The following is a 24,410-nucleotide window of genomic DNA, read 5'->3' on the forward strand; positions in this document are numbered from 1 at the left end:
TCAGTCCTCCTGTGGATCGGTCGGTTCGTTCGGTTCGGCGGGTTCGGTGGGTTCGGGGTCGATTCGCGAGGCGTCGCGCTCGGCTGCCCGGCGTCGCTCGCGCTTGCCTCGCGCGAGCTCGGTGCTGAGCGCGTCGAGGTGCGGCTGCCAGAAGCGGCGGAAGGGGTCGAACCACGCCGCCGCGGCTGCCAGCGGCTCGGGGTCGACGGCGTAGAGCCGACGCGTGCCCTCGGGGCGCACGCTCGTGAATCCCGCCTCGCGCAGGACGCGCAGGTGCTGCGACACCGCGGGCTGCGAGATGCCGAACTCCGCCTGCACGGCCGCGCCGATGTCACCCGCGCTGCGCTCGCCGTCGGCGAGCAGCTCGAGGATCCGGCGGCGAACCGGATCTCCGAGGACGTCGAGCGCGTGCATGCGCTCATCATTGCATCCCGTCTTATATAAGTCAAGACGCAAACAGCACCATCGCTCGTAGGATGGCGCCATGACTGACACCCTCCCGCCTCTTCCTCCAATCGCGATCCTCGGCGCCGGCTCGATGGGCGGCGCCATCCTCTACGGCCTCGTCCGGTCGGGACTCGCTGCGGGCGGAGTGACGGTCACCAACCGCACGCCCGACAAGGCGGCGGCGCTCGCCGAGCTCGACGGCGTCACGAGCCTCTCGCTCGAGGACGCACCGTCAGCGAACACGGATGCCGCGACCACCGCCGACATCGTGCTGATCGGCGTGAAGCCGGCGATGGTGCCCGACCTGCTGCGCGAGATCGGCCCGTCGCTGCGTCCCGGAACGATCGTGGTGAGCATCGCCGCCGGGGTCACGATCGCGACGTTCGAGCAGATCCTCGGCTCCGACGTCGCCGTGCTCCGCTCGATGCCGAACACGCCGTCGCTCGTCGGCAAGGGCGTCACCGGGCTCGCCGCCGGCTCTCACGCCGGCCCGGAGGTGGTCGCCGTCGTCCGGCGCCTGTTCGAGACGGTGGGTTCGGTCATCGAGGTGCCGGAGTCGCAGATCGACGAGCTGTCGACGATCTCGGGCTCGGGTCCCGCGTACTTCTTCCTCGTCGTGGAGGAGTTCACGAAAGCGGCCGTCGGCAAGGGCTTCAGCGAGGCCGACGCCCGGCTGATGGCCGAGCAGACCTTCATCGGCGCAGCCGCGCTGCTCGAGGCATCCGATGTCGACCCCGCCGAGCTCCGGCGCCGGGTGACGAGCCCGAAAGGCACCACCGAGCGCGCTGTCGCCGTTCTTCACGACGCGCGCCTCGACCGGATCTTCGCCGAAGCGACCGACGCCGCCCTCGCCCGGGCGAAGGAGCTCGCCGCCGGCACCTGACCCCCGTTCGGGCATGCCGGGTTCGGGCATGTCCCACTTTTCGGCGCCTGCGGGCGGTGTGGGCGACCAAAGGTGGGACACGGACTCGAGTGCGGGGCATGCCGGGTTCGGGCATGTCCCACTTTTCGGCGCCTGCGGGCGGTGGGGGCGACCAGAAGTGGGACATCGGCCCCGAAAAGCGGGACGCCGGGCCGGCAGCTCAGCGGTCGAGCGCGGCGAAACGCTCGATGTCGGAGTTCGTGCCCGACACGATGATGAGGTCGTGGTTGGTCACCACGGTGGCCGCCTCGGCGTAGCGGAACGGCTTGCCGGGGCTCTTCACGCCGACGACGGTCACGTTGTACTTGGTGCGCACGCCCGACTCGTTGAGGCCGACGCCGCGGATGAACTTCGGCGGATACATCTTGGCCAGCACGAAGTCGTCGTCGAAGCGGATGAAGTCCAGCATCCGCCCGCTCACCAGGTGCGCGACGCGCTCGCCGGCCTCGCGCTCCGGGTAGATCACGTGGTTGGCGCCCACGCGGGCGAGGATCTTGCCGTGCGACTGCGAGACCGCCTTCGCCCAGATCTGCGGCACCTTGAGGTCGACGAGGTTGGCGGTGATGAGGACGGATGCCTCGATCGATGAGCCCACCGCGACCACGGCGACCTGGAAGTCCTGCGCTCCGATCTGCTTGAGCGCGTCGATGTTGCGTGCGTCGGCCTGCACGGTGTGGGTGACGCGCTCCGACCACTTCTGGACGAGCTCGAGGTTGTCGTCGATCGCGAGCACCTCGCGATCGAGGCGGTCGAGTTCACCGGCGCACGCGGCGCCGAAGCGCCCGAGCCCGATCACCAGGACGGGAGCGTCGCTGCGGATCCGTTCAACCAACGATCGGCCTTTCCACGGGCAGCGAGTACAGCTGCGATCGGGATGACGCGGCCACGGCCGCGGCGAGAGTCACTGTACCAACGCGACCCATGATGATCGTCACGGCCATGACGTAGATGGCGCTGTCGGGAAGCTCGGCAGTGAGGCCGGTGGAGAGCCCGACCGTCGCGAAGCCCGAGATGACGTCGAAGAGCACATCTCCCAGGTCGGCTTTGGTGATCTGCGTGATGATGATCGTCGAGACGGCGACGATGGTCGCGCCCCACGCGACGACCGACAGCGCCACGCGGAGCACGTCGCTGGGGATGCGGCGGCCGAACACCTGGTTCGACGCGCGTCCCTTCGCCTCGGACCACACGGCCAGGGCGATCACGGCGAGGGTCGTGACCTTGATGCCGCCGGCGGTGGACGCCGAGCCGCCGCCGACGAACATCAGCATGCAGCCCACGAGCAGGCTCGACTGGTTCAGCTCGCCGATGTCGAGCACCGCGAAGCCGCCCGAACGGGTCATCGCCGAGAGGAAGAACGCCTGGAAGGTGGTGTCCCAGGCGTCCTCGCGCCCGAGCGTGAGGAGGTTGTCGTACTCCAGTACGAGGAACGCGACTCCGCCGGCGAAGAACAGCGCCACGGTGGTGATGAGTGTCAGCTTGGTGTGCAGCGACCACCGCCGCACGTGCCAGAGGTGTCGGCGCAGCGTGTAGATGACGGGGAAGCCGATCGAGCCGAGGAAGACGCCGAACATCAGGACGGTCAGGAAGAAGTAGTCGTGCGCGAAGGGTTCGAGCCCTTCGGGGTTCGGCGTGAAGCCGGTGTTCGTGAACGCCATCGCCGCGTAGAACGGCGCCTCCCAGAGCGCCACCTGCCACGGCACCCCGGCGACCAGCAGCCCCGGAAAGAGCAGGACGGCGACGATCGCCTCGATCACGAGGGTGGAGAGGGCGACGGTCAGGAGGAGCGAGCCGATCTGGCCGAGCTGCACCGTCTGGCCCTCGTTGACCGGGCCGCCATGGGTGCGCAGCGGATTGGAGTCGCTCGCCGCGATGAGCTTGGCGCGCAGCCCGAGGCGCCGCGAGATCACCAGGCCGAGGATCGAGGCCAGGGTCAGGACGCCGAGGGCGCCGATCTGCACGCCGATGAAGACGAGCACGTGCCCGAACGGCGACCAGTAGGTCGCCATGTCGACCGTCGCGAGGCCGGTGACGCAGATCGTCGACACCGCCGTGAAGAACGCGTCGGCGAAGGGTGTGACCTCTCCCTTCGCGTTCGCGATCGGCAACGAGAACAAGCCGGTGAAGACGAGGATCAGCGACAGGAAGATGATGATCGCGAAGCGGGCGGGGGAGCGCTGCGTGAGATCGCGGAAGAACTCCATGACCTCGTGACCGACCGCGCTGAGGCGGCGAGCGCCGACGACGCGCCAGCCTTCCGACATGCGGGTCCTCCCTATGCCACGGTCCGGCGGTCGTCCTCATGGTACTCCGCGGGGCTCATGACTAATCTGAGCACATGGCGGACATCTTCGACGTGATCGCGGACGGTACGCGTCGCGACATCCTGCGGCTCCTTCTCGATCGTGCCACCGCCGGCGAACGGGGAACGAGCGTGTCGCAGATCGTGAGCGAGCTGGGTGCCAGCCAGCCGACGGTCTCGAAGCACCTGAAGGTGCTGCGCGAGGCGCATCTCGTCTCGGTGCGCGAGGTCGGTCAGCACCGGTACTACAGTCTCTCCGCCGAGCCCCTCGACGAGGTCGACGATTGGCTCGTCCCGTTCCTCGGCAACGGCGCGGACGATGTGTCGGCGCTGGTCCCGGCGTCGTCGCTGCCCGATTCGGCCGCACTCGCGGCCGACGTCGTGGGCCGGGCCGCGGCATCCGCGAAGCACGCCGTCGCCAGCGCGCTGAAGAAGCTGCCCGGGCGCTGAGCACTCGGCTCAGAATTATCACCCGTCACACAGGTTTACACGCGTCCCTGCGAAGCTCTAGAGTGTGGCAAGCACTTCTGGGGAAAGGGATGAAATGGCGGAGCTGCCCGACGTGCGCTTCCTGACCGTCGCCGAGGTCGCGGAGCTCATGCGCGTCTCGAAGATGACGGTGTACCGGCTCGTGCACGCGGGCGAACTGCCGGCCGTGCGATTCGGCCGCAGCTACCGTGTGCCCGAGTCCGCGGTGACCGAGGCCCTGCAACGGCCGATCGCCGACGTCGGCTAGACTGTCCCGAGGCATTTTTCGATCTGCCCGTTCCCGGGCGCGCAAGAGTCGCGCCCAGACCCCGACATTGTGAGGTTTTCCGTGGGTTCTGTCATCAAGAAGCGCCGCAAGCGCATGGCGAAGAAGAAGCACCGCAAGCTGCTTCGCAAGACTCGCCACCAGCGCCGCAACAAGAAGTAAGCGGCCTCGGCACCAAGCGCCTGTCTCCGGACGGGCGCTTCGTGTATGCCCGACCCCGAAGGAGACCCCATGCCGGCGATGACCGTCCACCAGCTCCGCGAGCGGCCCGACACCCCCGTGGTCGATGTGCGTGAGCCATGGGAGTTCGAGGGAGGGCGCGTGCCGGGTGCCGTCAACCTCCCGATGTCGACCATCGGCGAGCACCTCGACGAGCTGCCCGACGGTCCGTTCGCGGTCATCTGCAAGGTGGGCGGGCGCTCGGGCCGCGTGGTCGAGGCGCTCGTCGCGCGCGGATACGACGCGACGAACGTCGACGGCGGCACCGACGAGTGGATCGCGGCCGGCTACCCCGTGGAGCAGTGAGCCGAGGCATCCGGCGCGCTCCTAGACTGAGGGCGTGACCACCCTCACCCTCATCGGCAAGCCCGACTGCCACCTGTGCGAGGTGGCCCGCGAGATCGTCGAGACCGTGGTCGCCGAACTGCCCGAGGACCAGGTCGAGATCGAGGAGCTGTCGATCGCCGACGATCCCGCCCTCTACGCGCAGTGGTGGGAGAAGATCCCTGTCGTGCTGATCGACGGATCGCTGCACGGCCACTGGCGCGTGTCTCCCGACCGGCTGCGCGACGCGCTCACCGCTGCGCTCACCCGCTGACGGGAGCTTCGCGGGGACGGATGCCGCGGGTCACGCGGCATCGGGGCGGCGGCGCACCGCGACCGGCACCGGGTCGACGGCGATGCGCACGCGGTCGTCGAAGTGCACCCGTTCCGAAGCCGCGTGCTGCACCCGGACCAGCGACCCGTCCGCGGTCCGCACCAGAGTGCGGCGGAAGCTGCCGAGGAACGTGCTCTCCTGCACCGCCGCCTCCACCCCGGGGTCGGACGCACCGACCAACCGCACGTTCTCGGGGCGCAGGAACACGTCCACTTCTCCCTCGGCCTCGGGTGCGAGGAGCGGGATGCGCTGCCCCCACACTTCGACGCACCCGCCCGAGACGACGCCCGACACCACACTCGACACGCCCACGAACGCGGCGACGCCTGCCGTGGCCGGGTGCAGGTAGAGCTCTTCGGGCGAGCCGATCTGCTCGATGCGTCCCGCATCCATGACCGCGATCCGGTCGGACACCGCCAGCGCTTCCTCCTGGTCGTGCGTCACGAACACCGTCGTGATGCCCAGGCGCAGCTGGATGCGGCGGATCTCGTCGCGCAGCTGCACCCGCACCTTCGCGTCCAGCGCCGACAGCGGCTCGTCGAGGAGCAGCACGCGCGGCTCGGTCACCAGGGCCCGCGCGAGCGCGACACGCTGCTGCTGGCCGCCCGACAGCTGGTGCGGGAAGCGGTCGGCCAGGTGACCGAGTCCCACCAGGTCGAGGGCATCGGCGGCGCGGTGCGCGGCATCCCTCTTGCCCACCCCACGCCGGCGCAGCCCGAACGCGGTGTTGTCGAGCACGCGCAGATGCGGGAACAGCGAGTACGACTGGAAGACCATGCCGATGTCGCGCCGGTTGGTGGCGACGCGGGTCATGTCCTTGCCGCCCAGCAGCACCGAGCCGCCCGTCGCGGGCTCGAGACCGGCGAGCACGCGCAGTGCCGTCGTCTTGCCGCAGCCCGAGGGGCCGAGCAGCGACACGAACTCGCCCGGCGCGATGTCGAGGTCGACCCCGTGGAGCACGCGGGTCTGCCCGTAGTCCTTCACGACACCGCGGAACTCCACGCGGGTGCCGGCGCCGGCCTCGGCGAGGAGGGCGTTGTCGCCCGTCGACGGCAGGGGACGGGGAGCGGTGTCGGCGGAGGTCATGGGCGGGTCCTTCCGGATCGGGCGCGGCCGGCACGGCCGATGACGAGCAGCAGGAGGAATGCGAAGGCGAGCGCGAGCAGCGTGAACATGGCCGCCGCGTAGCCGTCGATCTTGCTGACGACGAGGATCCCGGTCTGGAACACCTGCCGGTTGAGCAGGGACGCGATCGTGAACTCGCCGAGCACGACGGCGACGGAGATGAGGGATGCCGCGAGCAGCCCCTGCCGCAGATTCGGCGCGATCACCGTCACCAGGATCGTGTACCAGCTGGCTCCGAGGGTGCGAGCCGCCTCGGTGAGCGTGCGCAGGTCGACCGCGTCGATGGACGCCTGGATCGAACGGTAGGCGAAAGGCAGCACGAGGATGCCGTAGGCGAACGCGAGGGTCCACGCGCCGGTACCGAGGGTGCGGCCGATCTGGAGGTAGATCGGCGCGAGCCCGACGACGAGCACGATGGCGGGAATCGTCAGCGGAAGGAGCGCGATGAACTCGAAGGGGCGTCGGAGCCTGGGGAACCGCAGGGCGACGAGCACCATCGTCGGCGCGAGGACGAACAGCACGATCAGCACCGTCGCCGCCGCCAGGACGAGCGAGTTCGCCAGGCCCGTCCAGATCGGCCGGTAGACGGACGCGTTCGCCGGGTCGAGCAGACCCGCCCAGCGCTCGAACGTCGGTGCGCCGTTGCGCGACGAGAGGGTGAAGAGGAACGTGGCGACGAGCGGGAGAGCGAGGAAGGCCCCGACGAGAACGCCGATGACCCACCGCGTGCCCGTGCGCGGGGCGATGCCGGTCATGCGCGCCACCTCGAGGCGCGCTGCTGGATCGCCGCGTACCCCCACATCGCGAGGGCCACGACGACGATCATGCCGAAGGCGAGCACTCCGGCGAGGTTCTCGCGGCCGAGGAGGACTTCGCTCGTCAGCGCGGTGCGGATCTGCAGCGGCACGATCTGCGAGCCCTGGCTCGCCAGCGCCGCGGCGGTCGCGTACGACGAGAACGCGTTCGCGAACAGCAGCAGCAGGCTCGCGAGGAACGACGGCGCCAGCACGGGGATGCCGATGTGACGCCAGAATCCGCCGGCGGTGCCGCCGAGCGTGAGATTCGCCTCGGCCCACTGCGGGCGCAGGGCCGACATGGCCGGCATGAACGTGATCACCATGAGGGGCACCTGGAAGTAGAGGTAGGGGAGGATCAGACCCGGCAGCGCGTAGATCCACGCGCCGTCGGCGAAGATGTCGATCCCGAACCACGTCAGCAGCGCCTGGGTCACGACCCCTTGGAGGCCGATGGTCGCGATCCAGGCGAACGCCAGCATGACGCCGCCGAACTGGGCGAGCACGCTGGACGCGGCATCCACCATCGTGCGGACGGCCCCCGTCTCGGGAAGTCCCAGCAGCGCGTAGCAGGCGAGCGCCCCGATCAGGGCGCCCGCCACCGCGGTGAGCAGCGAGATCCAGGTCGAGTTCCAGAACGTCTGCAGGATGACGGGGTCGCCGAGCGCGGCGACGTTGTCGAAGGTCAGCCGGCCCTCACCGTCGAACAGTCCCGACCCGACGGCGAGCACCGTCGGCAGCACGAGGAAGAGCAGCAGGTAGGCGGCGAAGGGGACGAGCCCGATGACGGCCCATCCCGCGCCGGCGCCCGGCCGTGCCGGAGCGGATGGCTCCGGCACGGCTGCGCTCGTCGCACGGTCCAGGTCGGGACCGGCGAGGACCGGGGCTGGGGTCACTGGACGGCCGCGGCCCACTCGGCGCCGAGGAGCTCGCCCGCGTTCGCCGACTGCTCCTCGGTGGGGACGACCGTCTCCTCGGGGGCGGTGGGGAGGGCGTCGGCCAGCTCCTGGTCGATCGTGCCGGCCTCGATCATCGCCTCCATGCGCACGGGGCGGGCGCCGCCCTTCAGCCACAGGTTCTGCACCTCGTCGCTGTAGAGGAACTCCTGCCACAGGCGCGCGGCGGCCGGATGCGGGGCATCGCGGTTGATCGCCTGGTTGTAGTAGCCGGCGTACCCGACGCCGGGGAAGACGACGACCTCCCAGTCGGGGTTGTCGGTCTGGTGCGCGGCGTTGAGGTAGTCCCAGTCGAAGACGACCGGCGTCTCGCCGCTCGCGACCGTCGCCGACGTCACGTCGACCTTCAGCGTGTTGCCCACGGCGTTCAGCTCGGAGAAGTAGTCGATGCCCGGCTGGAAGTCGTCGAGCGTGCCGTCGCTCTGCACGGTCGCGAGGCCGACCGCAGCGAAGGCGGCACCGGCCTGGGTGGGGTCGCCATTGATGGCCACGGCGCCGCGGTACTCGTCTCCGAGGAGGTCGTCCAGCGACTCGGGGGCCTCGAACTCGGACGAGTCGTAGCCGACGGACATGTAGCCGCCGTAGTCGCCGACGAACAGGCCCGACGGCTCCTTGAGGGCGTCGGGGATGTCGTCCCACGTCGCCACCTGGTACGGCGCGAACCAGTCGGTGTTCTCGAGCGCGACCGTCAGACCGAGGTCGAACACGTCGGGGGCGGTGTCGAGGCCCTCGTTCGTCTCGGCGGCCTGGATCTCCTCGGCGCTGGAGATGTCGGGCGACTGCTCGTTGATCGTGATCTCGGGGTACCGCTCGGCGAAGAGGTCGATGATCTCGCCGTAGTTCGCCCAGTCGCGGGGAAGGGCGATGACGTTGAGCTGGCCCTCGGCCTTCGCGGCCTCTTCGAGGTCTTCGAGCGAGCCGAAGTCGGCGAGGCTCGTCGCCGTCGACGCGTCGACGGTCGAGCCATCGCCCTCGGCGGACGGGGTGGAGGCTCCGGCGCAGCCGGCCAGGGTCAGCGCCGCGACGGCTCCGACCGCGACGACCGCCGCGAGGCGGCGGGTGGTGATGCGGGACATGTGTGATCCTCTCGGGTAGCCGCTGCCGGGCGCGTGGGAACGCGCTCGGCGAACGGGGAACGAGTGGACGCTACGAGCCGTGAATGAATCGTCAGCGGGACGCCGGGTGAACGGCGGATGAGCGGTCGATGGCCGCTCATCCGGTCAGGGGGCGAGACGCGTGGGACCGCGGAAGAGGTAGGTGACCTCGCGGATCGACGACTCGCCGAGCAGTAGCATGAGCACGCGGGCGAGGCCCATGCCGAACCCGCCGTGGGGCGGGGCGCCGTACCGGAAGAAGTCGAAGTAGAACGCCAGGTGCTCGGGGTCGAGCCCCTTCTCCTTCGCCTGCTCGACGAGAACGTCGACCCGGTGCTCGCGCTGCGCGCCCGTCGTGATCTCGACGCCCTTGAACAGCAGGTCGTAGCTCTTCGTCAGCCCGGTCTGCTCGTCGCGCATGTGGTAGAACGCGCGGATCTCGGGGTGGTAGTCGGTGATGAAGACGAACTGGTGGCCGTAGGTCTCCTCGACGTGGGCCGAGATCTGCCGCTCGCCCTCGGGGTCGAGGTCGCCGTCGGTGCGCGGGATGTCGTAGCCGCGGTCCTTCACGATCTGGCGCGCCTCGGCGAGCGGGATGCGCGGGAACGGGATGCGGGGAACCACGACCTCGATGCCGAAGAGCTCTTCGATCTCGGCGCCGTGCTTGTCTTTCACCGCCTGGAAGGCCGTCTGCAGAAGCTCCTCCTGCATGGTGGCCACGTCTTCGTGCGAGTCGATCCAGCTGATCTCGGCGTCGATCGAGGTGAACTCGGTCGCGTGGCGGCTGGTGAACGACGGGTCGGCGCGGTAGACGTCGCCGATCTCGAAGATCTTGCCGAACCCGGCGACCTGCGCCATCTGCTTGAAGAACTGCGGCGACTGGGCCAGGTAGGCCGTCTTCTCCTCGAAGTACGGCACCTCGAACAGCTCGGCGTTGGACTCCGAGGCCGACGCCATGAGCTTCGGCGAGTGGATCTCGACGTAGTCGCGTTCGATCCAGTAAGTGCGCATCGCGTGCTCGAGCGTCGTCTGCACGCGGAAGATCAGGTTGTTGCGGCGCTGACGCAGGTCGAGGAAGCGCCAGTCCATGCGCTTGTCGAGTCCGCTGTCCGCCGCGATGGGCGTCTCGGGGAGCGCGGCCGCCGCGATGTCGAGGTTCGCGATCTTGATCTCGACGCCGCCGAGCTTCACGCGCTCGTCGTGCTTGAGCTCGCCGGTGACGGTGAGGAACGTGCCGGTCGCGAGGTTCGAGATGAGGTCGGTGAGGGCGAGGGCCGCGGCATCCTGTTCCGAACCGTCTTCGGCCGGCCGCGTCGCCGGGTTCACGAGCTGCACCGCGCCGGTCTCATCGCGAAGAATGACGAACTGCACCTTCTTCTGGTCGCGGACGGTCTCGACCCATCCGGAGACGGACACGGGGCCGTCGGCGAGACCCTGCAGCTGGTTCACGAGAACGCGTTCACTCACGAGGGACCAGTCTACGTTGACGCCCGTCGGGTCAATGCGAGCGCATGCTCGCGTTGAGGCGACGGGGGTCAAGGTCGAGTAGCGACGTACGAGCGTATCGAGACCTCCTCGCCAGAGGCGCGCACGGCAGGGGACCGTCGTCGCTACGATGCGAGCATGACGATGCCGCAGCAGCCGCCGGTCCCGCCGCCGTGGCAGCCGACTCCGGTCGGCGTCGCGCCCGCAGGCACCGCGAAGCGCCCCGTCCGGGTGTGGGATGTCGTCGTGACGATCATCCTTCTCGTGGGCGACGCGGTGCTGGCCGCGCTCGCCTCTCTCATGGGGATGTTCCTCGTCATGGCATCCGACCCCTGCGGCGTCCGGGACTGCAGCACCGAGCTCATCACGATCGGCTGGCTGATGGGCATGATCCTGCCGTGGGTCGCGCTCATCGCGACCGCGGTGGTGGCCATCGTGCTGATGGTGAAGCGCCGCCTGGCCTTCTGGGTTCCGCTCGTCGGAGCCGCCGCGATCGTCGGCGCGCTGGCGCTCGCGTTCGCCGTGACGTCCGCCGGCGTGCCCGGCTCCTCCGTCTGACGCCGGATCCGGTCACACGGATTCGGGGGTCAGCACCCAGGAACGACACATCCGGCCCGGCTAGCGTGGTTTTCGGCGCACCCGGCCGGGTCGCGGCATCCGATCACCGAAGGCGAAGCCCCCGATGACCGAAACCACCTCCGACGGCTCGTGGCTCGGAGCCCTGCTCGACTGGTCCGTCTCGCTCATGGACGTCGTGGGGCCCGCGGGCGCCGGCATCGCGATCGCGCTCGAGAACCTCTTCCCGCCGCTGCCCAGCGAAGTCGTGCTGCCGATGGCCGGCCTCGCCGCGAGCAACGGCTCGTTCACCCTGTTCGAAGCGATCGCCTGGACGACCGCCGGCTCGATCGTCGGCGCCTTCCTGCTCTACGGACTCGGCGCATGGCTCGGCGTCGACCGCCTGCGGCGCATCGCCTCTCGCGTGCCCCTCATGCACCCGGAGGACATCGACCGCACCGTCGCGTGGTTCCACCGGCACGGCGGGGTCGCGGTGTTCTTCGGGCGCATGATCCCCATCTTCCGCAGCCTGATCTCGATCCCCGCCGGGGTGACCCGGATGCCGCTGTGGAAGTTCGGGGCGCTCACCGCGCTGGGCAGCCTCATCTGGAACACGGCGTTCGTGCTCGCGGGATTCCTGCTCGGCGAGTCGTGGCACATCGTCGAGCAGTACGTCGACGTGGTGCAGTACGTCGTGATCGGGGTCGTGGCCCTCGCGGTCGCGTGGTTCGTGTTCGTGCGCACGCGCGCCCTCATCGCGGCATCGCGCGGCAGCGACGACAAGACCCCGGAGGCCGAGGTCGAGCGCGAGACGGTGGGCGCCGACCGGCGCTCAGGCGACTCATAGAAGAGCCCGCCGTAGACTGGACACGTGCCCGCCGACCGCCTTCATCTCGTGCGCCATGGGGAGGTTCACAACCCCAGCCGCGTGCTCTACGGGCGACTTCCCGGTTATGGGCTCAGCGTCGACGGCCGCAAGATGGCGAGGCAGGCCGCGGAATACGTGCGCTCGCTCGATCGCCCGGTGAGCTCGCTCGTGTGCTCGCCGCTGCAGCGCACGCAGGAATCCTCCGAGCCCTTCACCGAGCTCTTCGGACTCGAGCCCCGCATCGATGACCGGGTCATCGAGCCGACCAACGTCTTCGAGGGCCGGCGGATGACGCTCGCGCTGCTCAACCCGTGGAACTGGCGCCACCTGCGCAAGCCGGCGCTGCCGAGCTGGGGCGAGCCGTACGCCGACGTGGTCGTGCGCATGGACAAGGCCATGACGCAGGCGTGGAAAGAGGTCGAGTCCGGCGACGTGGTGATCGTCTCGCACCAGCTGCCGATCTGGATCACGCACCTCGCGGTCGCCGGTCTGCCGTTCCGGCACGACCCGCGCGAGCGGCGCTGCGCCCTGTCGAGCGTCACGAGCTTCGAGATGGGCGACGACGGCAAGTGGACCGAGATCGCCTACGCCGAGCCCGCCTCGCTGTCGGGCGCCGTCGACGTGGGGGCGGTGTGATGGTCGCTCGCGGTCGATCCCGGGCAGGCCGGCCTCTCGGGCGTGCGCGGGCCGCGGCATCCGCTCTCCTCGCGCTGTCCCTCGTCGCGGGTCTCGCGGCGTGCACGAGCGACCCGCTCGCGGAGCAGTACCGCTCCGGCGACGGGAAGGGCTTCATCGCGGCCGACGGGTTCGAGGTCGTCGAGATCGCGCCCGGCGACCGCACCGAGCCGGTCGATTTCGAGGGCGTGCTCGACACCGGCGAGACGGCGACCAGCGACGACTACCGCGGCGACGTGCTGGTCGTGAACTTCTGGTACGCCGCGTGCGCGCCGTGCCGCGTCGAAGCGCCGCTGCTCGAAGAGGTCAATCAGGCGTTCGCCGACGACGGGGTCGAGTTCCTCGGCATCAACCTGTACGACGGCGCGGAGGCATCGCAGGCGTTCGCCGAGACGTACGGCGTGAGCTACCCGAGCGCCCTCGCGAACGTCGACGGGTCGATCAAGCTCGCCTTCGCCGGGCAGACGCCGCTCAACGCTGTCCCGGTGACGCTGGTGCTCGACCGCGAAGGCCGGGTCGCGGCCCGCGTGATCGGCCAGCTGAGCGAGACCTCGATCCTCGAGACGCTCGTGTCCGACGCGCTGGAGGAGTCGTGAACCCCGGCGCGCTCGTCGCCGACGGCTCGCTCCTGGTCGCGATCCCCATCGCCGTGCTCGCGGGGCTCATCTCGTTCCTGTCGCCGTGCGTGCTGCCGCTGGTGCCCGGCTATCTAGGATTCATCGGCGGCGCCGTGACGGCACGCGAACCGCGCAGAATCGTCGCCGGCTCGCAGGATCCGGGCGGTTCGCTGGGTGATACGCGGGATTCTGCGACGTCCGCGACGGCGGTGCGGGCGGGGACGGATGCCTCGACCCCGACCCGCGGCCGGCTGCTCCTGGGCGTCGTGCTCTTCATCGCCGGGTTCACGGTGGTGTTCGTCAGCATCGCGATGCTCGGCGGCACGCTGGGCCGCTTCCTGCTGGAGTACGCCGAGCTCATCACCCGCATCCTCGGGGTCGTCGTGATCGCGATGGGGCTCGTGTTCGTCGGCGTCTTCGGGCTCGCGCAGCGCATCGCGCGGCCGCAGGTGCGAGGCAACCTCGGCCTCATCGGGGCGCCGCTCCTCGGCGTGGCGCTGGGCATCGGGTGGGCGCCCTGCATCGGGCCCACCCTCGCCGTGATCCTTACGATGGCCTTCGACAGCGGCTCTGCCGGCCGGGCGGCGCTCCTCGGGGTGGCGTACTCGCTGGGCCTCGGCATCCCGTTCGTGCTCCTCACCCTCGGATTCGGGTGGGCGACCCGCTCCGTGGCGTTCGTGCGCCGGCACATCCGCGCCGTCAACGTGGCCGGCGGCGTGCTCCTCATCGCGCTCGGACTCCTCATGGTGACCGGCGTGTGGACGCAGATCATGGCTCAGCTGCAGGGGGTGTTCCGCAGTGTCCCGCTCCCTCTCTGACACCTCGACCGCCTCGGACGACCCGTCGCGGCCGCTCCGGCCGTCCGACCACGCCGACGGCGGCGACGACATCACCCAGCCCGCGCTCGGGATCATCGGGTGGCTGCGGTGGGGATGGCGTCAGCTCACCTCGATGCGCACCGCCCTCGTGCTGCTGCTGCTGCTCGCGATCGCGGCCGTCCCCGGCTCGCTCGTGCCGCAGCGCAGCGCCGACCCCAACGGCGTCACCCAGTACTTCGCCGACAATCCCGACCTCGCGCCGATCCTCGACAACCTGAGCATGTTCGACGTGTACACGTCGCCGTGGTTCTCGGCGATCTACATCCTGCTGTTCATCTCGCTGATCGGCTGTGTGATCCCGCGCACCAAGCACCACTGGAAGGCGCTGCGGGCCCAGCCCCCGCGCACGCCTGCGCGGCTGTCGCGCCTCGACGTGCATCGCACCGAGGAGTACCGGCTCGGCGCCGGCGGGGTGAACGGCGACGCCGGGGCAGACGGCGCCGGGGCCGAGGCATCCGTCGCCGCCGTCTCCGCCGTCGAACTGGCCCAGCAGCAGCTGAAGCGGTCGGGGTACCGGGTCGAGCGGTACGACACCGGCTCGACGCTCTCGGTCTCGGCCGAGCGGGGATACCTGCGTGAGACGGGCAACCTCGTCTTCCACGCGGCACTCGTCGGCGTGCTGATCTCGGTCGGGGTCGGCGGAGGTTTCACCTACACCGGCCAAACCGTAATCATCGAGGGACGCACGTTCGTCAACTCGATGCTCGACTACACCTCGTTCAACCCGGGCCGCTTCGTCGACGAGAACGCACTCGCGCCGTACTCGCTCACCCTCGACCGCTTCGACGTCACGTACCAGCCGCTCGGAGCGCAGGGCTCAGGACAGGCGGGCGACTTCGTCGCCAACCTCACCACCCAGCGGGCGGGAGGGCAGCCCGAGCCCGGTGAGGTGCGCGTCAACCACCCGCTCGAGATGGCCGGTGACCGCGTCTACCTGATGGGCAACGGATACGCCCCCACGATCACGATCCGCGACGCCGACGGCGACGTCGTGTTCTCGGAGTCGGTCCCCTTCCTGCCGCAGGACAACAACCTGACCTCGCTCGGCGTGGTCAAGGTGCCCGACGGGCTGCCCGACCAGATGGGCCTCGTCGGATTCTTCTATCCCACGCAGGCCCCGCTCGAGTCGGGCGCGTTCACCTCGGCGTACCCCGATCTGGTGCTGCCCGTGCTGTCGCTCGACGTCTACGTCGGCGACCTCGGCATCGACGACGGCACACCCCGGTCGGTGTACACCCTCGATCCGAGCGGCATGGAGAAGCTCGCCGGCCGCGGCACCGGGGTCGATGCCATCGAACTCACGCCTGGTGAGACGCGGGACCTGCCGGGCGGGTACGGCTCCATCACGTTCGAGAATGAGGCACCCGACGGCGCCCAGGGATACGAGGGGTCGGTGAAGCGGTACGCGTCGCTGTCGATCCATCGGGATGCCGCAGCCGCCTGGGTGCTCGTGTTCGCGGTGCTCGCGACCGCCGGTCTGCTCGCGGCTCTCTTCGTCCCGCGCCGGCGCATGTGGGTGAAGGTGACGCCGTCCGGTGCGGGGCTGCGCGTGGAGTACGCCGGGCTCGCCCGAGGTGAGGACCCGACACTCGCGGGAGCAGTGGACCAGTTCGCCGCGAAGCACGCCGAGGCGCTCGCCGGTGCCGGGATCGTCGAGCCCGGCGACCTCGGCGACCGCCGGACGACCAGCCAGAACCCGAAAGTAGACTGAGATCATGCCCGAAACCGCTGCCCTCTCACTCGATTCGGTGTCGGTGGTCCTCGTCTGGACGGCGATCGCGATCTACGCCCTCGCCTTCATCGCCTACGCCGTCGATCTCGCGCGGCGCGGTGCTGTCGCCGTCGACGCCAAGGACGCCGAAGTGCGCGAGCTGGCGGCCGTCGGGGCGGGTGGCCGGGCCGGCATCGCGCAGGTGCGCGCGCAGGAGCGGGCCGCCGAGGCATCCCTCCACGCCCCCCTGTCCGCACGCCCCCGACTGGTGTGGGCACGCATCGGCACCTCGCTGACCGTCCTCGGGTTCCTGTTCCACTTGGGCGCCGACGTCACCCGAGGGATCGCGGCCGGGCGGGTGCCGTGGTCGAACATGTACGAGTTCGCGCTGACGGGCACGCTGCTCATCGTCGCGGTGTACCTCGGGGTGCTGTTCCGCTACGACCTGCGGTTCCTCGGCACGTTCATCACGGGACTCGTCGTGGTGCTGCTGGGCGGCACGGCGATCTGGTTCTACACCGAGATCGTGCCGCTCATGGACCCGCTGAAGTCGGTCTGGCTCGTCATCCACGTCTTCGTCGCCTCGCTCGCCACTGCCCTGTTCGCCCTCGCGTTCGGGCTCTCGGTGCTGCAGCTGATGCAGGCCCGGCGGGAGCGCAAGACGATCGCCGCCGCTGAGGCCGAGGGCGTCGTCAAGACGGGTCCGCGGTTCCTGCGGACGCTGCCGAGTGCCGATGCGCTCGAGTCGCTGGCGTACCGCTTCGCGATCCTCGGGTTCATCTTCTGGACCTTCACCCTCATCGCCGGTTCGATCTGGGCCAACGACGCATGGGGCCGCTATTGGGGCTTCGACACCAAAGAGGTCTGGACCTTCGTGATCTGGGTCCTCTATGCCGGATACATCCACGCCCGCGCGACGCGCGGCTGGCGCGGGTCGCGCTCGGCGTGGCTGTCGATCATCGGCTTCACCGCCGTGATCTTCAACTTCACGATCGTGAACATGTTCTTCAAGGGTCTCCACGCCTACTCCGGCCTGAGCTGACCCGCCGCCGGCGGGGCGTGCTGTCCTGACGTGCAGAACGTCGGAGATCGGCGGCGCCGAGGGCTGTTCCCCCGCTTTCTCGCGCGATCGCGACCGGATGGCCGACGTTGTGCTCGGGGCGGTGTCGGCTCGGCGCGACCGTTGCCGTAACTCAGGCTGGGGGCGGCCGGCGGGCGCGCGGGGCCCGGGTTTCGGGGCGGGTTCCGGGGCCGGGGTGCGCCCGGCCTGAGTTGAGGCATGCGACGGCAGGGGAGGCCGCCCCGCGTGCACACCGTCGGCCCTCGGCGGCGGATCCCCCCGAGTTGGGGGCCTCCAACGCCTGCAGCGAGGGAAAGCGCCGACGTTCTGCCCGGACCCTGGCCTCAACTCAGGCTCCGTTCGATGGCCGAGCGCGCGGGAGCGGGGATTCCCGGGGCTGGCGCCGATGGCTGGCCCGTCCAGCCTGAGTTGAGGCACACGCTTCCGGACAGAAGACGCCGGCGCCGCCCGGGAGGGGCGACGCCGGCGAGGCGAGGGGCGGGTCAGGCGGGCGACGGGGCCGCGGCCAGGACGGCCCGGGCCGACGTCGTGCGGCGCCGCGCGACGGCGAGGATCGTCGCGACGAACGACAGCACCGTCCACACGATCAGGCCGACGACGGCCGCGCCGAGGCCTCCGGTTTCGGTGAGCGCGGCGAGCATGCCGTTGTAGGCGGGCGAGGTCGGCATCAGCCCGGCGATCTGCGACAGCACCCCGGGAACCGTCGACACGACACCGGTCGCCACGGCGAGCACACCGATGAGAGCCGAGATCCACCGGCCAGCGCCTCCGAAGACCGCGACCAGGGCCTGGTTCACGGCGGCGAAGGCAACACCGGCTACGACGCTCACCCCGAGGAACGCCCACCACTGACCCCAGTCGTACGACGCGGCCAGCTGCACGACCGCCGCGACCAGCACGCCCTGCGCCGCGCCGAGGGCCGCGGCCGGGGCGAACCCGCGCAACGCGAGCACCGCGGACGGCTCCCGGGCGGTGAGGGCGCGCCGCGACACCGCCTGCAGCGCGATGAACGTCGCGAGTCCGCCGAACCACAGGGCGAGCGTCGACAGCAGCGGAATCGCGGATGCCCCGAACAGCGACGATCCGAGCCCGTCGGCCTCGACGGGGTTCGAGACGACGTCGGCGAGGCTGGTCGCCTCCGCGTCGGTGTACGACGGAAGGGCCCCGGATGCCTCGTCCAGCCCGTCCGCGAGCGTCGTGGTGCCGTCGGCCAGCTGTGCGACCCCGTCGGCCAGCGAGGTCGCGCCGTCGCCCGCCTGCGAGATCCCGTCGGCGAGCTGGCCGGCCCCGGAAGAGAGCTCCCCGGCTCCGGACGCGGACTGGGTGGCGCCCGCGGCGAGCTGGTCGAGGCCGGACGCCAGGGCGGTGGCGCTCGAGCCGATGGTGCGGAGACGCCCGGCGAACTCGGTGGTCACGCCCTGGTCGAGCTGATCGAGCCCGCTCGCGGTCGCCTCAGCGAGGGTGACCACCCCGGGGTTCTGTGTGGTCCCCGTACCCTCGAGGATCGCCGAGGTTGCGCCCGCCTGGGCTGCTGCGGCACCGAGCTGCTTGCAGAAGTCCTCGGACTGAGTGCACGACGCAGCGAGTGTCTGGAGCGTCGTGAACGTCGTGTCGGCTGCCGTGAGCGCCGCCTCGGCGGCGGCCGTCGTGCCAGTCGCCGCCTGCGTCAGCTGGTCGGGCACGATCCCCGTCCGCTCCAGCTCCGCGGCTCCGGAATTCACCCCGGCCGCGAGCTGCTCGGCCCCGTCGGCGGCGCCGCTGATGCCGCCGGCGATCTGCCCGAGGCCGCTCTGCAGCTCACCTGCTCCCGAGGCGAGACCGCTCGCGCCGGACGCGAGCTGCGGCATCCCGTCGGCCAATTGCGCCGCCCCATCGGCGGCCCGTCCCGCGCCGTCGGCCAGCGACTGCGCACCCGTGGCCGCTTCGCCGAGCTGGTCGCCGAGGGTCGTGAAGCCGAGGAACACGTTCTCGAGGTACACCTCGGAGAGCTGTTCTCCCATGATGGATGCCGCGGCCGAGGTCACCTGGGCGGTGATGGCGTCGTCGACGATGAGGCTGTCGGGCGGGGTCTCGACCTCGATGGTGGCGCGCTCGGGCACCTCGCCGGGCTGGGTGGAGGTGGCGGCCGCGGAGAAGTTCTCGGGGATCGTCACGACCGCGGCGTAGGTGCCGTCGGCGAGACCGGCGGCGGCGTCGTCGGCGTTCGAGATCGTCCAGGTCAGGTTGCTCGGCTGGTCGTCGGAGCCTTCGACGAGTCCGGCCGTCAGCTGGCGACCGAGGGGCACGAGCTGGTCGTCGATCGTGACGGCTTCGTCTTCGTTCACGATGGCGGCGTTGAGCGACTCGAGCCGTTCGGTCGGGTTGTACAGGGCGGCGACGAGGATGCCGCCGATGACGGCGGGCAGCAGCAGCACCCCGATGAGTGTCAGCCAGGTGACGGGCCTGCGGGTGCGGGCGCGTTCGATGGACAGGGTCATGCGTTCACCTCGGTCATGGGAGAAGCGGATGCCGCGCCCGCGCGCAGCGCGACCGAGGTCACGTCGGGGCGGCGGGCGTCGGAGAGCAGGGCCATCGCGGGCCCGTCGGCCTGGGCGGTGGCGACGACGGTGAGTCTTCCGGTGTCGCCGTCGGAGCGGGCGCGGAGCGCCGCCTGGGCGTCGCGCAGCAGGGCGGCGGCCTGGTCGCGCTCGGCGGGTTCGAGGGTGTCGACGCCGTCGATGACGACGAGGCCGGTGCGGCCCGCGAGGGCACGGCGCAGTTCGCGCACGCGGTCGTCCGCGTCGGCGAGGAGGGCGACGCCCACGTGTGCCCGCACCCACGCGGCCCGTCCGGGGAGCAGGTGCCCGGCGACCCGCAGCAGCCCGTCGCTCGGTGCGAGGCGGCCGGCGACCATGAGCCCGAACGCGCGCGCGGCTCGGGGATCTCCGGTGACGATCAGGGTGCCGCCCGGTTCGACGCGGAAGCTCGCGCCGTCGAAGAGGGTGATGTCGCCGGCCGCTCCGCCGTCGGCGCGCACGGCGACGCCCTCGCCCACGACGACCGCCGTGGTGTTCGGCTCGGGCCACTGGGCATACGCGAGTTCGCGTTCGACCGCTTCGCCTTCGATGTCGAAATGGGGCAGCACGCGCTCGAGCCAGCGCGGCATCCACCAGGCCTTGTCGCCGAGGAGCGTCATCACCGCGGGGACGAGGGTCATGCGCACGAGGAACGCGTCGACGGCGATGCCGACCGCGAGGCCCAGGGCGATCGGCTTGATGGATGAGTCGCCCTCGGGCACGAAGGCGGCGAAGACCGCGAACATGATGATCGCGGCGGCGGTGACGACGCGCGCGGAGGCGGTGAAGCCGGACCGCACCGCGCCGACCGCGATGTCGCGATCGCTGCGCGTGGCGTGGCCGGCGGCGGAGCGGCGGGCGTGGACGTAGTCCTCGCGCATGCGGCTGACGAGGAACACCTCGTAGTCCATCGCCAGCCCGAACAGGACGCCCATGAGGATGATCGGCATGAAGCTGATGACGGGACCTTCGCGGGTCACGTGCAGGAGGTCGGCGCCCCAACCCCACTCGAAGACGGCGGCGACGACCCCGAAGGCCGCGAGGACCGACAGCAGGTAGCCGAGCGCGGCCTTGATCGGCACCCAGATCGACCGGAACACGACCATGAGCAGCACGAGCGACAGGCCGACGACGAAGATGCCGAAGGGCAGCAGTGCCGACCCGAGCCGGTCCGAGATGTCGATGCCGACGGCGGTGAACCCCGTGACCTTGAGGTCGACGCCGTACTCCTCCTCGAGTTCGGGAGCCAGCGCCCGCAGGTCTCGCACCAGTTCGGCGGTCGCGGGGTCGTCGGGCGCCGTCTCAGGCACGATCTGCACGAGGCCGGTGTCGGCCGTCTCGTTGGGCGTCGCGAGGGCGACCTCCTTCACGCCGGGCACCTTCGCGATCTCGTCGCCCAGGTCGGACATGAGGCCGAGCGGGTCGGTCGAGGTGACGATGGTACCCGTCATGATCAGCGGACCGTTCGATCCGGGGCCGAAGTGCTCGGCGGTGAGGTCATAGGCCTGACGCGCCTGGCTCGTCTCGGGCTGCTGCCCCGCGTTGGGGAGGGCCAGCGCGAGGCTCGCCGCAGGGATCGCCATGACGCCGAGGGTCACGATCACGGCGAGGGTGGTGATGATCGGATGCCGCGTCACGAGCATCACCCACCGGTTGGGCTTCTTCACCGGCGCGTGCGCCGCGGCTGCGGCGGTGGGCTGCGGCGCCCCGTCGGCCGACGCGTCGGCGGCGGCGGCGCGCGCGAGGGCCTCGGCGTCTTCTGTCGCCGACGTGCCGCGGCGGCGGGAGGGAAGAGGCATCCCTCGCCGCGCCCGGCCGTGGCCCCATCCGGCCACGCGCTCCTTCGCGAACCCGAGCAGAGCGGGCGTGAGCGTCACGGCGACGACGACGGCGATTGCGACGGCGACCGCGGCGGCGATGCCCATGGTCGTGAGGAACGGGATGCCGGCGAAGCCCAGGCCGATGAGCGCGATAAGCACCGTCACGCCGGCGAACACGACGGCGGAGCCGGCGGTTCCGGTGGCCCGGGCGGCCGACTCCTCGGGCTCGACGCCCGCGCGCACCTGGTCCTGATGTCGGGCGACGATGAACAGGGCGTAGTCGATGCCGACCGCGAGACCGAGCATGATCGCGAGCATCGGGGTGGTCGACGAGATCGAGGCGAACGCGGTCGACACGAAGATGAGGGCGATCGCGAGGCCCACCCCGATGAGGGCCGAGATGAGCGGGAACCACGCCACCGCGAACGAGCGGAACGTGACGATCAGGACGAAGAGCGCGATGAGCACGCCGACGGCTTCGATGATCGACAGCGCCGGGACCGAGGTCGAGAAGAGATCGCCGCCCATGGCGACCTCGGAGCCGTCGGGGAGGGCGGCCCGCAGATCATCGGCGACCTCGAGGAGCGCCGTCTCGGTCTCTTCCGACACGTCGGTCGCCTGCCCGTCGAACTGCAGCCGCACGATGGCGGCCGACTCGTCGTCCGACACCATGCCGGACACCATCTCGCTGAACGGGTCGGTCACGGCGATGACGCCGTCGAGGTCTTCGAGCCGGGCGACGGTGTCGTCGATCTCGCCGGCGTAGGGGTCGTCGGTCACCGCCGCCCCGTCGGCCGCCACGATGACGAGCTGCGCGCTCGTGCCGCTGGCCTGCGGGAAGCTGCGGTCGAGCAGCTCGATGCCCTCTTGCGCCTCCGTGCCGGGGATCGAGAAGGAGTTGTCGGTGCCCTTCATGAACACCGCGGCGCCGCCGCCCGCCAGCCCCAGGAGGATCAGCCAAGCGACCAGAACACGCCACGGGTGGCGGTACGACCAGCGGCCGAGGGCATAGAGCAGAGTGGACACAGCGCCTCCGCGTTCCGGTAGTTGTCAGACGGGTTCGATACAGCGCTGTATCGGATACATGAGTGTATCGTAGAGCTGGTTTGCTCAGCGAACCTGAGTAGTACGTGTGTGTTTTGCCGCTCGAACTCCGAGCGAGGAGGAGGACGGATGACCGATGTAGCCGCCACCTCGCGCCGGCGCGAGGCGACCCGTCAGAAGCTGCTGGATGCCGCAGCCCAGGTCTTCGCCGAGGTCGGGCTGGACGCGGCATCCGTCGAAGCCATCTGCGAGCGCGCCGGCTTCACCCGCGGCGCCTTCTACTCGAACTTCGAGACCAAGGACGAGCTGTTCCTCGAGCTGGCCGCGAACGTCGCGCGCGACCGGGTCGCCGTCGTGCGCGAGCGCGTCGGATCGCTCGAGCGCGACGGGGCCTGCGTGGCCCCCGCGAACGTGTTCGAGATCGTCCAGCAGGTGCTCGATCTGTCGGCCGACGACCGCCTGGGCGTGCTGCTGATGGCCGAGATCCGCATCCACGCGCTCCGCAACCCCGAGCTCGCGACCGCCTACCTCGCACAGGACGACGAGATGCGCCGCAGCGTCGCGCAGATCATCGACGACATCGGACGGTCGCAGGTGCTGCGCTTCCGGCTCCCGGCCGAGGAGGCGGCGCGCGTGATGCTCACCGTCTGGGAGGGTGCCGCCGTGCGCTCCGCGATGGCCGGAGTCGACCACGCCGAGATGCGCCGCCGCACCAACGAAGAGCTCGCGCGGGTCGCGCAGCTGCTCATCGAGACCCGGTAGCCTGCGGCTTCACTCGCCGCGGGCGAGCAGCGCGTGGCAGCGCGCGAGGCGATCGAGCCACCAGTGGCGGCGGTCGGCGGATGCCTCGTGCCGGGCGAGCAGCGCCGCATCGGGCGTGAGCCGACCCACCGGCAGCACACCGCCGCTCGGCACCAGCGCGGGCGAGGTGACGTCGGCGGTGAAGAGCGACGCCGTGCCCAGCCCGCAGTCCAGGTCGAGCTCGGGCAGCGCGGCCGCGAGGGCCACCCCCATCGACAGGCCCACTGACGTATCGAGTGCGCTCGACACGACCGCGGGCAGACCGGCCTCGGCGACGATGTCGAGCGCTCGCCGCACGCCGCCCAAGGGCTGCACCTTCACCACGATGAGGTCAGCCGCGCCGGCCCGGGCGACCGCGACCGGGTCGGACGCCTTCCGCACGCTCTCGTCGGCGGCGATCGGGATGCCCATGTACTTCACGCGGCGGCGCAGCTCGGCCAGCTCGTCGACGGTCGCGCAGGGCTGCTCGGCGTACTCGAGGTCGTACTCGGCGAGGGCGTGGAGCGCGCGCTCGGCCTCGTCGACGTTCCACCCTCCGTTCGCGTCGACCCGGATCCGCCCCTCCGGGCCCATCGCCTCCCGCACCGCCGCGACGCGGGCCACGTCGTCCGACAGGCGCTGGCCGGGCTCGGCGACCTTCACCTTCGCGGTGCGGCACCCGTCGAAGCGCGCCAGTACGGCGGGGACGGATGCCGCGGCCACCGCCGGCACCGTGGCGTTCACCGGGATCTCGTTCCGCAGGGCGCCGGGTTGCGGCATCCATCCGAAGTCGATCGCGGCGGCGAGCCACGTCGCCGCCTCGTCGTCGCCGTACTCGGCGAAGGGCGAGAACTCGGTCCAGCCCTCGGGACCCTCGAACACGAGCGCTTCGCGCACGTCGACGCCCCGGAAGCGCGTCGCGAGCGGCAGGGCCACGACCCGCGCGCTCGCGAGCAATTCGGCAAGCGGGGGAACGGGCGTCGTCGCGGAGCTCACATCACCCATCATGCCTCGGCACCGGGCACCCGCATCCTCCCCGCCGCGCTGGGTGGCGCACATTCCCTCAGTCG

The 24,410-nt window shown here is 70.6% G+C and carries 25 protein-coding genes; 14 read left to right on the forward strand and 11 right to left on the reverse strand.

Going from position 1 to position 24,410, the window contains the following annotated elements:
* Window positions 1–414 (reverse strand): ArsR/SmtB family transcription factor, encoded by a 414-nt coding sequence (locus ACFUTX_RS13765; protein WP_378865693.1) that lies wholly within the window; start codon window positions 412–414, stop codon window positions 1–3.
* A gap of 70 nt (window positions 415–484) precedes the next feature.
* Here ACFUTX_RS13765 and proC point away from each other — a divergent pair, with 70 nt between their 5' ends.
* On the forward strand, window positions 485–1,330 hold the full coding sequence (gene proC, locus ACFUTX_RS13770; protein ID WP_378865696.1) for a pyrroline-5-carboxylate reductase: 846 nt from the start codon (window positions 485–487) through the stop codon (window positions 1,328–1,330).
* A 199-nt stretch (window positions 1,331–1,529) separates the two neighbouring features.
* Here the strand turns inward: proC and ACFUTX_RS13775 are convergent, their stop codons facing one another.
* A complete protein-coding gene (locus ACFUTX_RS13775; protein WP_169581887.1) occupies window positions 1,530–2,201 on the reverse strand; it encodes a TrkA family potassium uptake protein in 672 nt (223 codons plus the stop codon).
* Window positions 2,194–3,573, reverse strand: a complete 1,380-nt coding sequence (locus ACFUTX_RS13780) for a TrkH family potassium uptake protein (RefSeq protein ID WP_378865991.1) — start codon at window positions 3,571–3,573, stop codon at window positions 2,194–2,196. The genes ACFUTX_RS13775 and ACFUTX_RS13780 overlap by 8 nt, the downstream gene beginning before the upstream one ends.
* Window positions 3,574–3,707: 134 nt before the next feature.
* Here ACFUTX_RS13780 and ACFUTX_RS13785 point away from each other — a divergent pair, with 134 nt between their 5' ends.
* From ACFUTX_RS13785 to ACFUTX_RS13805, 5 genes are all read left to right on the forward strand, one after another.
* Complete coding sequence (locus ACFUTX_RS13785; protein WP_378865699.1) at window positions 3,708–4,121, forward strand: ArsR/SmtB family transcription factor; 414 nt, start codon at window positions 3,708–3,710, stop codon at window positions 4,119–4,121.
* Window positions 4,122–4,215: 94 nt separating this feature from the next.
* A complete protein-coding gene (locus tag ACFUTX_RS13790; RefSeq protein ID WP_045277098.1) occupies window positions 4,216–4,407 on the forward strand; it encodes a helix-turn-helix domain-containing protein in 192 nt (63 codons plus the stop codon).
* 81 nt (window positions 4,408–4,488) lie between these two features.
* Window positions 4,489–4,587 carry a 30S ribosomal protein bS22 gene (locus tag ACFUTX_RS13795; RefSeq protein WP_003792170.1) on the forward strand — a complete coding sequence of 33 codons (99 nt, stop codon included), beginning with the start codon at window positions 4,489–4,491 and terminating at the stop codon, window positions 4,585–4,587.
* 69 nt (window positions 4,588–4,656) lie between these two features.
* A complete protein-coding gene (locus tag ACFUTX_RS13800; protein WP_378865703.1) occupies window positions 4,657–4,950 on the forward strand; it encodes a rhodanese-like domain-containing protein in 294 nt (97 codons plus the stop codon).
* Between the two features lie 34 nt (window positions 4,951–4,984).
* Complete coding sequence (locus ACFUTX_RS13805; protein ID WP_378865706.1) at window positions 4,985–5,242, forward strand: glutaredoxin family protein; 258 nt, start codon at window positions 4,985–4,987, stop codon at window positions 5,240–5,242.
* A gap of 30 nt (window positions 5,243–5,272) precedes the next feature.
* Here the strand turns inward: ACFUTX_RS13805 and ACFUTX_RS13810 are convergent, their stop codons facing one another.
* From ACFUTX_RS13810 to aspS, 5 genes are all read right to left on the reverse strand, one after another.
* Window positions 5,273–6,388 (reverse strand): ABC transporter ATP-binding protein, encoded by a 1,116-nt coding sequence (locus tag ACFUTX_RS13810; protein WP_378865709.1) that lies wholly within the window; start codon window positions 6,386–6,388, stop codon window positions 5,273–5,275.
* Window positions 6,385–7,182 (reverse strand): ABC transporter permease, encoded by a 798-nt coding sequence (locus ACFUTX_RS13815; RefSeq protein ID WP_378865712.1) that lies wholly within the window; start codon window positions 7,180–7,182, stop codon window positions 6,385–6,387. The genes ACFUTX_RS13810 and ACFUTX_RS13815 overlap by 4 nt, the downstream gene beginning before the upstream one ends.
* Window positions 7,179–8,060, reverse strand: coding sequence for an ABC transporter permease (locus tag ACFUTX_RS13820; protein ID WP_378865715.1), 882 nt, complete (start codon window positions 8,058–8,060; stop codon window positions 7,179–7,181). The genes ACFUTX_RS13815 and ACFUTX_RS13820 overlap by 4 nt, the downstream gene beginning before the upstream one ends.
* A 53-nt stretch (window positions 8,061–8,113) precedes the next feature.
* A complete protein-coding gene (locus ACFUTX_RS13825; protein ID WP_378865718.1) occupies window positions 8,114–9,253 on the reverse strand; it encodes an ABC transporter substrate-binding protein in 1,140 nt (379 codons plus the stop codon).
* Window positions 9,254–9,397: 144 nt separating this feature from the next.
* Window positions 9,398–10,738 (reverse strand): aspartate--tRNA(Asn) ligase, encoded by a 1,341-nt coding sequence (aspS, locus tag ACFUTX_RS13830; RefSeq protein ID WP_378865721.1) that lies wholly within the window; start codon window positions 10,736–10,738, stop codon window positions 9,398–9,400.
* Window positions 10,739–10,834: 96 nt separating this feature from the next.
* Here aspS and ACFUTX_RS13835 point away from each other — a divergent pair, with 96 nt between their 5' ends.
* The 7 genes from ACFUTX_RS13835 (at window position 10,835) to ccsB (ending at window position 17,102) form a co-directional block, all read left to right on the forward strand.
* Entirely contained in the window at window positions 10,835–11,314 is a 480-nt protein-coding gene (locus tag ACFUTX_RS13835) for a DUF6264 family protein (RefSeq protein WP_378865994.1), read from the forward strand.
* Window positions 11,315–11,438: 124 nt separating this feature from the next.
* Window positions 11,439–12,158, forward strand: a complete 720-nt coding sequence (locus ACFUTX_RS13840) for a DedA family protein (RefSeq protein ID WP_378865724.1) — start codon at window positions 11,439–11,441, stop codon at window positions 12,156–12,158.
* A gap of 24 nt (window positions 12,159–12,182) precedes the next feature.
* Window positions 12,183–12,815, forward strand: coding sequence for a histidine phosphatase family protein (locus ACFUTX_RS13845; protein ID WP_378865727.1), 633 nt, complete (start codon window positions 12,183–12,185; stop codon window positions 12,813–12,815).
* Entirely contained in the window at window positions 12,815–13,450 is a 636-nt protein-coding gene (locus ACFUTX_RS13850) for a TlpA family protein disulfide reductase (protein ID WP_378865730.1), read from the forward strand. The genes ACFUTX_RS13845 and ACFUTX_RS13850 overlap by 1 nt, the downstream gene beginning before the upstream one ends.
* Window positions 13,447–14,289 carry a cytochrome c biogenesis CcdA family protein gene (locus ACFUTX_RS13855; protein ID WP_378865733.1) on the forward strand — a complete coding sequence of 281 codons (843 nt, stop codon included), beginning with the start codon at window positions 13,447–13,449 and terminating at the stop codon, window positions 14,287–14,289. Before ACFUTX_RS13850 ends, ACFUTX_RS13855 begins: the two co-directional genes overlap by 4 nt.
* Window positions 14,270–16,060 (forward strand): cytochrome c biogenesis protein ResB, encoded by a 1,791-nt coding sequence (locus tag ACFUTX_RS13860; protein WP_378865736.1) that lies wholly within the window; start codon window positions 14,270–14,272, stop codon window positions 16,058–16,060. The genes ACFUTX_RS13855 and ACFUTX_RS13860 overlap by 20 nt, the downstream gene beginning before the upstream one ends.
* A gap of 4 nt (window positions 16,061–16,064) precedes the next feature.
* Window positions 16,065–17,102, forward strand: a complete 1,038-nt coding sequence (gene ccsB, locus ACFUTX_RS13865; RefSeq protein ID WP_378865739.1) for a c-type cytochrome biogenesis protein CcsB — start codon at window positions 16,065–16,067, stop codon at window positions 17,100–17,102.
* A gap of 521 nt (window positions 17,103–17,623) precedes the next feature.
* Here ccsB and ACFUTX_RS13870 read toward each other — a convergent pair.
* Together ACFUTX_RS13870 and ACFUTX_RS13875 are read right to left on the reverse strand one after the other, a co-directional pair.
* Window positions 17,624–19,618, reverse strand: a complete 1,995-nt coding sequence (locus ACFUTX_RS13870; RefSeq protein ID WP_378865742.1) for a YhgE/Pip family protein — start codon at window positions 19,616–19,618, stop codon at window positions 17,624–17,626.
* The gene (locus tag ACFUTX_RS13875) at window positions 19,615–22,542 is read right to left on the reverse strand and encodes an MMPL family transporter (protein WP_378865745.1); all 2,928 of its coding nucleotides are present in this window, start codon (window positions 22,540–22,542) and stop codon (window positions 19,615–19,617) included. Before ACFUTX_RS13875 ends, ACFUTX_RS13870 begins: the two co-directional genes overlap by 4 nt.
* Window positions 22,543–22,689: 147 nt before the next feature.
* Here ACFUTX_RS13875 and ACFUTX_RS13880 point away from each other — a divergent pair, with 147 nt between their 5' ends.
* Window positions 22,690–23,322: a TetR/AcrR family transcriptional regulator gene (locus ACFUTX_RS13880; protein WP_378865747.1), complete on the forward strand. Its 633-nt coding sequence runs from the start codon at window positions 22,690–22,692 to the stop codon at window positions 23,320–23,322.
* A 9-nt stretch (window positions 23,323–23,331) separates the two neighbouring features.
* Here the strand turns inward: ACFUTX_RS13880 and ACFUTX_RS13885 are convergent, their stop codons facing one another.
* Complete coding sequence (locus ACFUTX_RS13885; protein ID WP_378865749.1) at window positions 23,332–24,345, reverse strand: o-succinylbenzoate synthase; 1,014 nt, start codon at window positions 24,343–24,345, stop codon at window positions 23,332–23,334.
* Window positions 24,346–24,410: the final 65 nt, after the last annotated feature.

Source organism: Microbacterium sp. NPDC057407 (genome assembly GCF_042803895.1).
GTDB lineage: Bacteria > Actinomycetota > Actinomycetes > Actinomycetales > Microbacteriaceae > Microbacterium.

Bases quoted from the DNA above. Each gene is read 5' to 3' on its own strand.
- ACFUTX_RS13765 (WP_378865693.1), bottom strand. From the start codon at position 414: ATGCACGCGCTCGACGTCCTCGGAGATCCGGTTCGCCGCCGGATCCTC.
- ACFUTX_RS13880 (WP_378865747.1), top strand. From the start codon at position 22,690: ATGACCGATGTAGCCGCCACCTCGCGCCGGCGCGAGGCGACCCGTCAG.
- ACFUTX_RS13885 (WP_378865749.1), bottom strand. From the start codon at position 24,345: ATGGGTGATGTGAGCTCCGCGACGACGCCCGTTCCCCCGCTTGCCGAA.
- ACFUTX_RS13810 (WP_378865709.1), bottom strand. From the start codon at position 6,388: ATGACCTCCGCCGACACCGCTCCCCGTCCCCTGCCGTCGACGGGCGAC.
- ACFUTX_RS13825 (WP_378865718.1), bottom strand. From the start codon at position 9,253: ATGTCCCGCATCACCACCCGCCGCCTCGCGGCGGTCGTCGCGGTCGGA.
- ACFUTX_RS13815 (WP_378865712.1), bottom strand. From the start codon at position 7,182: ATGACCGGCATCGCCCCGCGCACGGGCACGCGGTGGGTCATCGGCGTT.
- ccsB (WP_378865739.1), top strand. From the start codon at position 16,065: ATGCCCGAAACCGCTGCCCTCTCACTCGATTCGGTGTCGGTGGTCCTC.
- ACFUTX_RS13790 (WP_045277098.1), top strand. From the start codon at position 4,216: ATGGCGGAGCTGCCCGACGTGCGCTTCCTGACCGTCGCCGAGGTCGCG.
- ACFUTX_RS13870 (WP_378865742.1), bottom strand. From the start codon at position 19,618: ATGACCCTGTCCATCGAACGCGCCCGCACCCGCAGGCCCGTCACCTGG.
- proC (WP_378865696.1), top strand. From the start codon at position 485: ATGACTGACACCCTCCCGCCTCTTCCTCCAATCGCGATCCTCGGCGCC.
- ACFUTX_RS13850 (WP_378865730.1), top strand. From the start codon at position 12,815: ATGGTCGCTCGCGGTCGATCCCGGGCAGGCCGGCCTCTCGGGCGTGCG.
- ACFUTX_RS13840 (WP_378865724.1), top strand. From the start codon at position 11,439: ATGACCGAAACCACCTCCGACGGCTCGTGGCTCGGAGCCCTGCTCGAC.
- ACFUTX_RS13800 (WP_378865703.1), top strand. From the start codon at position 4,657: ATGCCGGCGATGACCGTCCACCAGCTCCGCGAGCGGCCCGACACCCCC.
- ACFUTX_RS13785 (WP_378865699.1), top strand. From the start codon at position 3,708: ATGGCGGACATCTTCGACGTGATCGCGGACGGTACGCGTCGCGACATC.
- ACFUTX_RS13780 (WP_378865991.1), bottom strand. From the start codon at position 3,573: ATGGAGTTCTTCCGCGATCTCACGCAGCGCTCCCCCGCCCGCTTCGCG.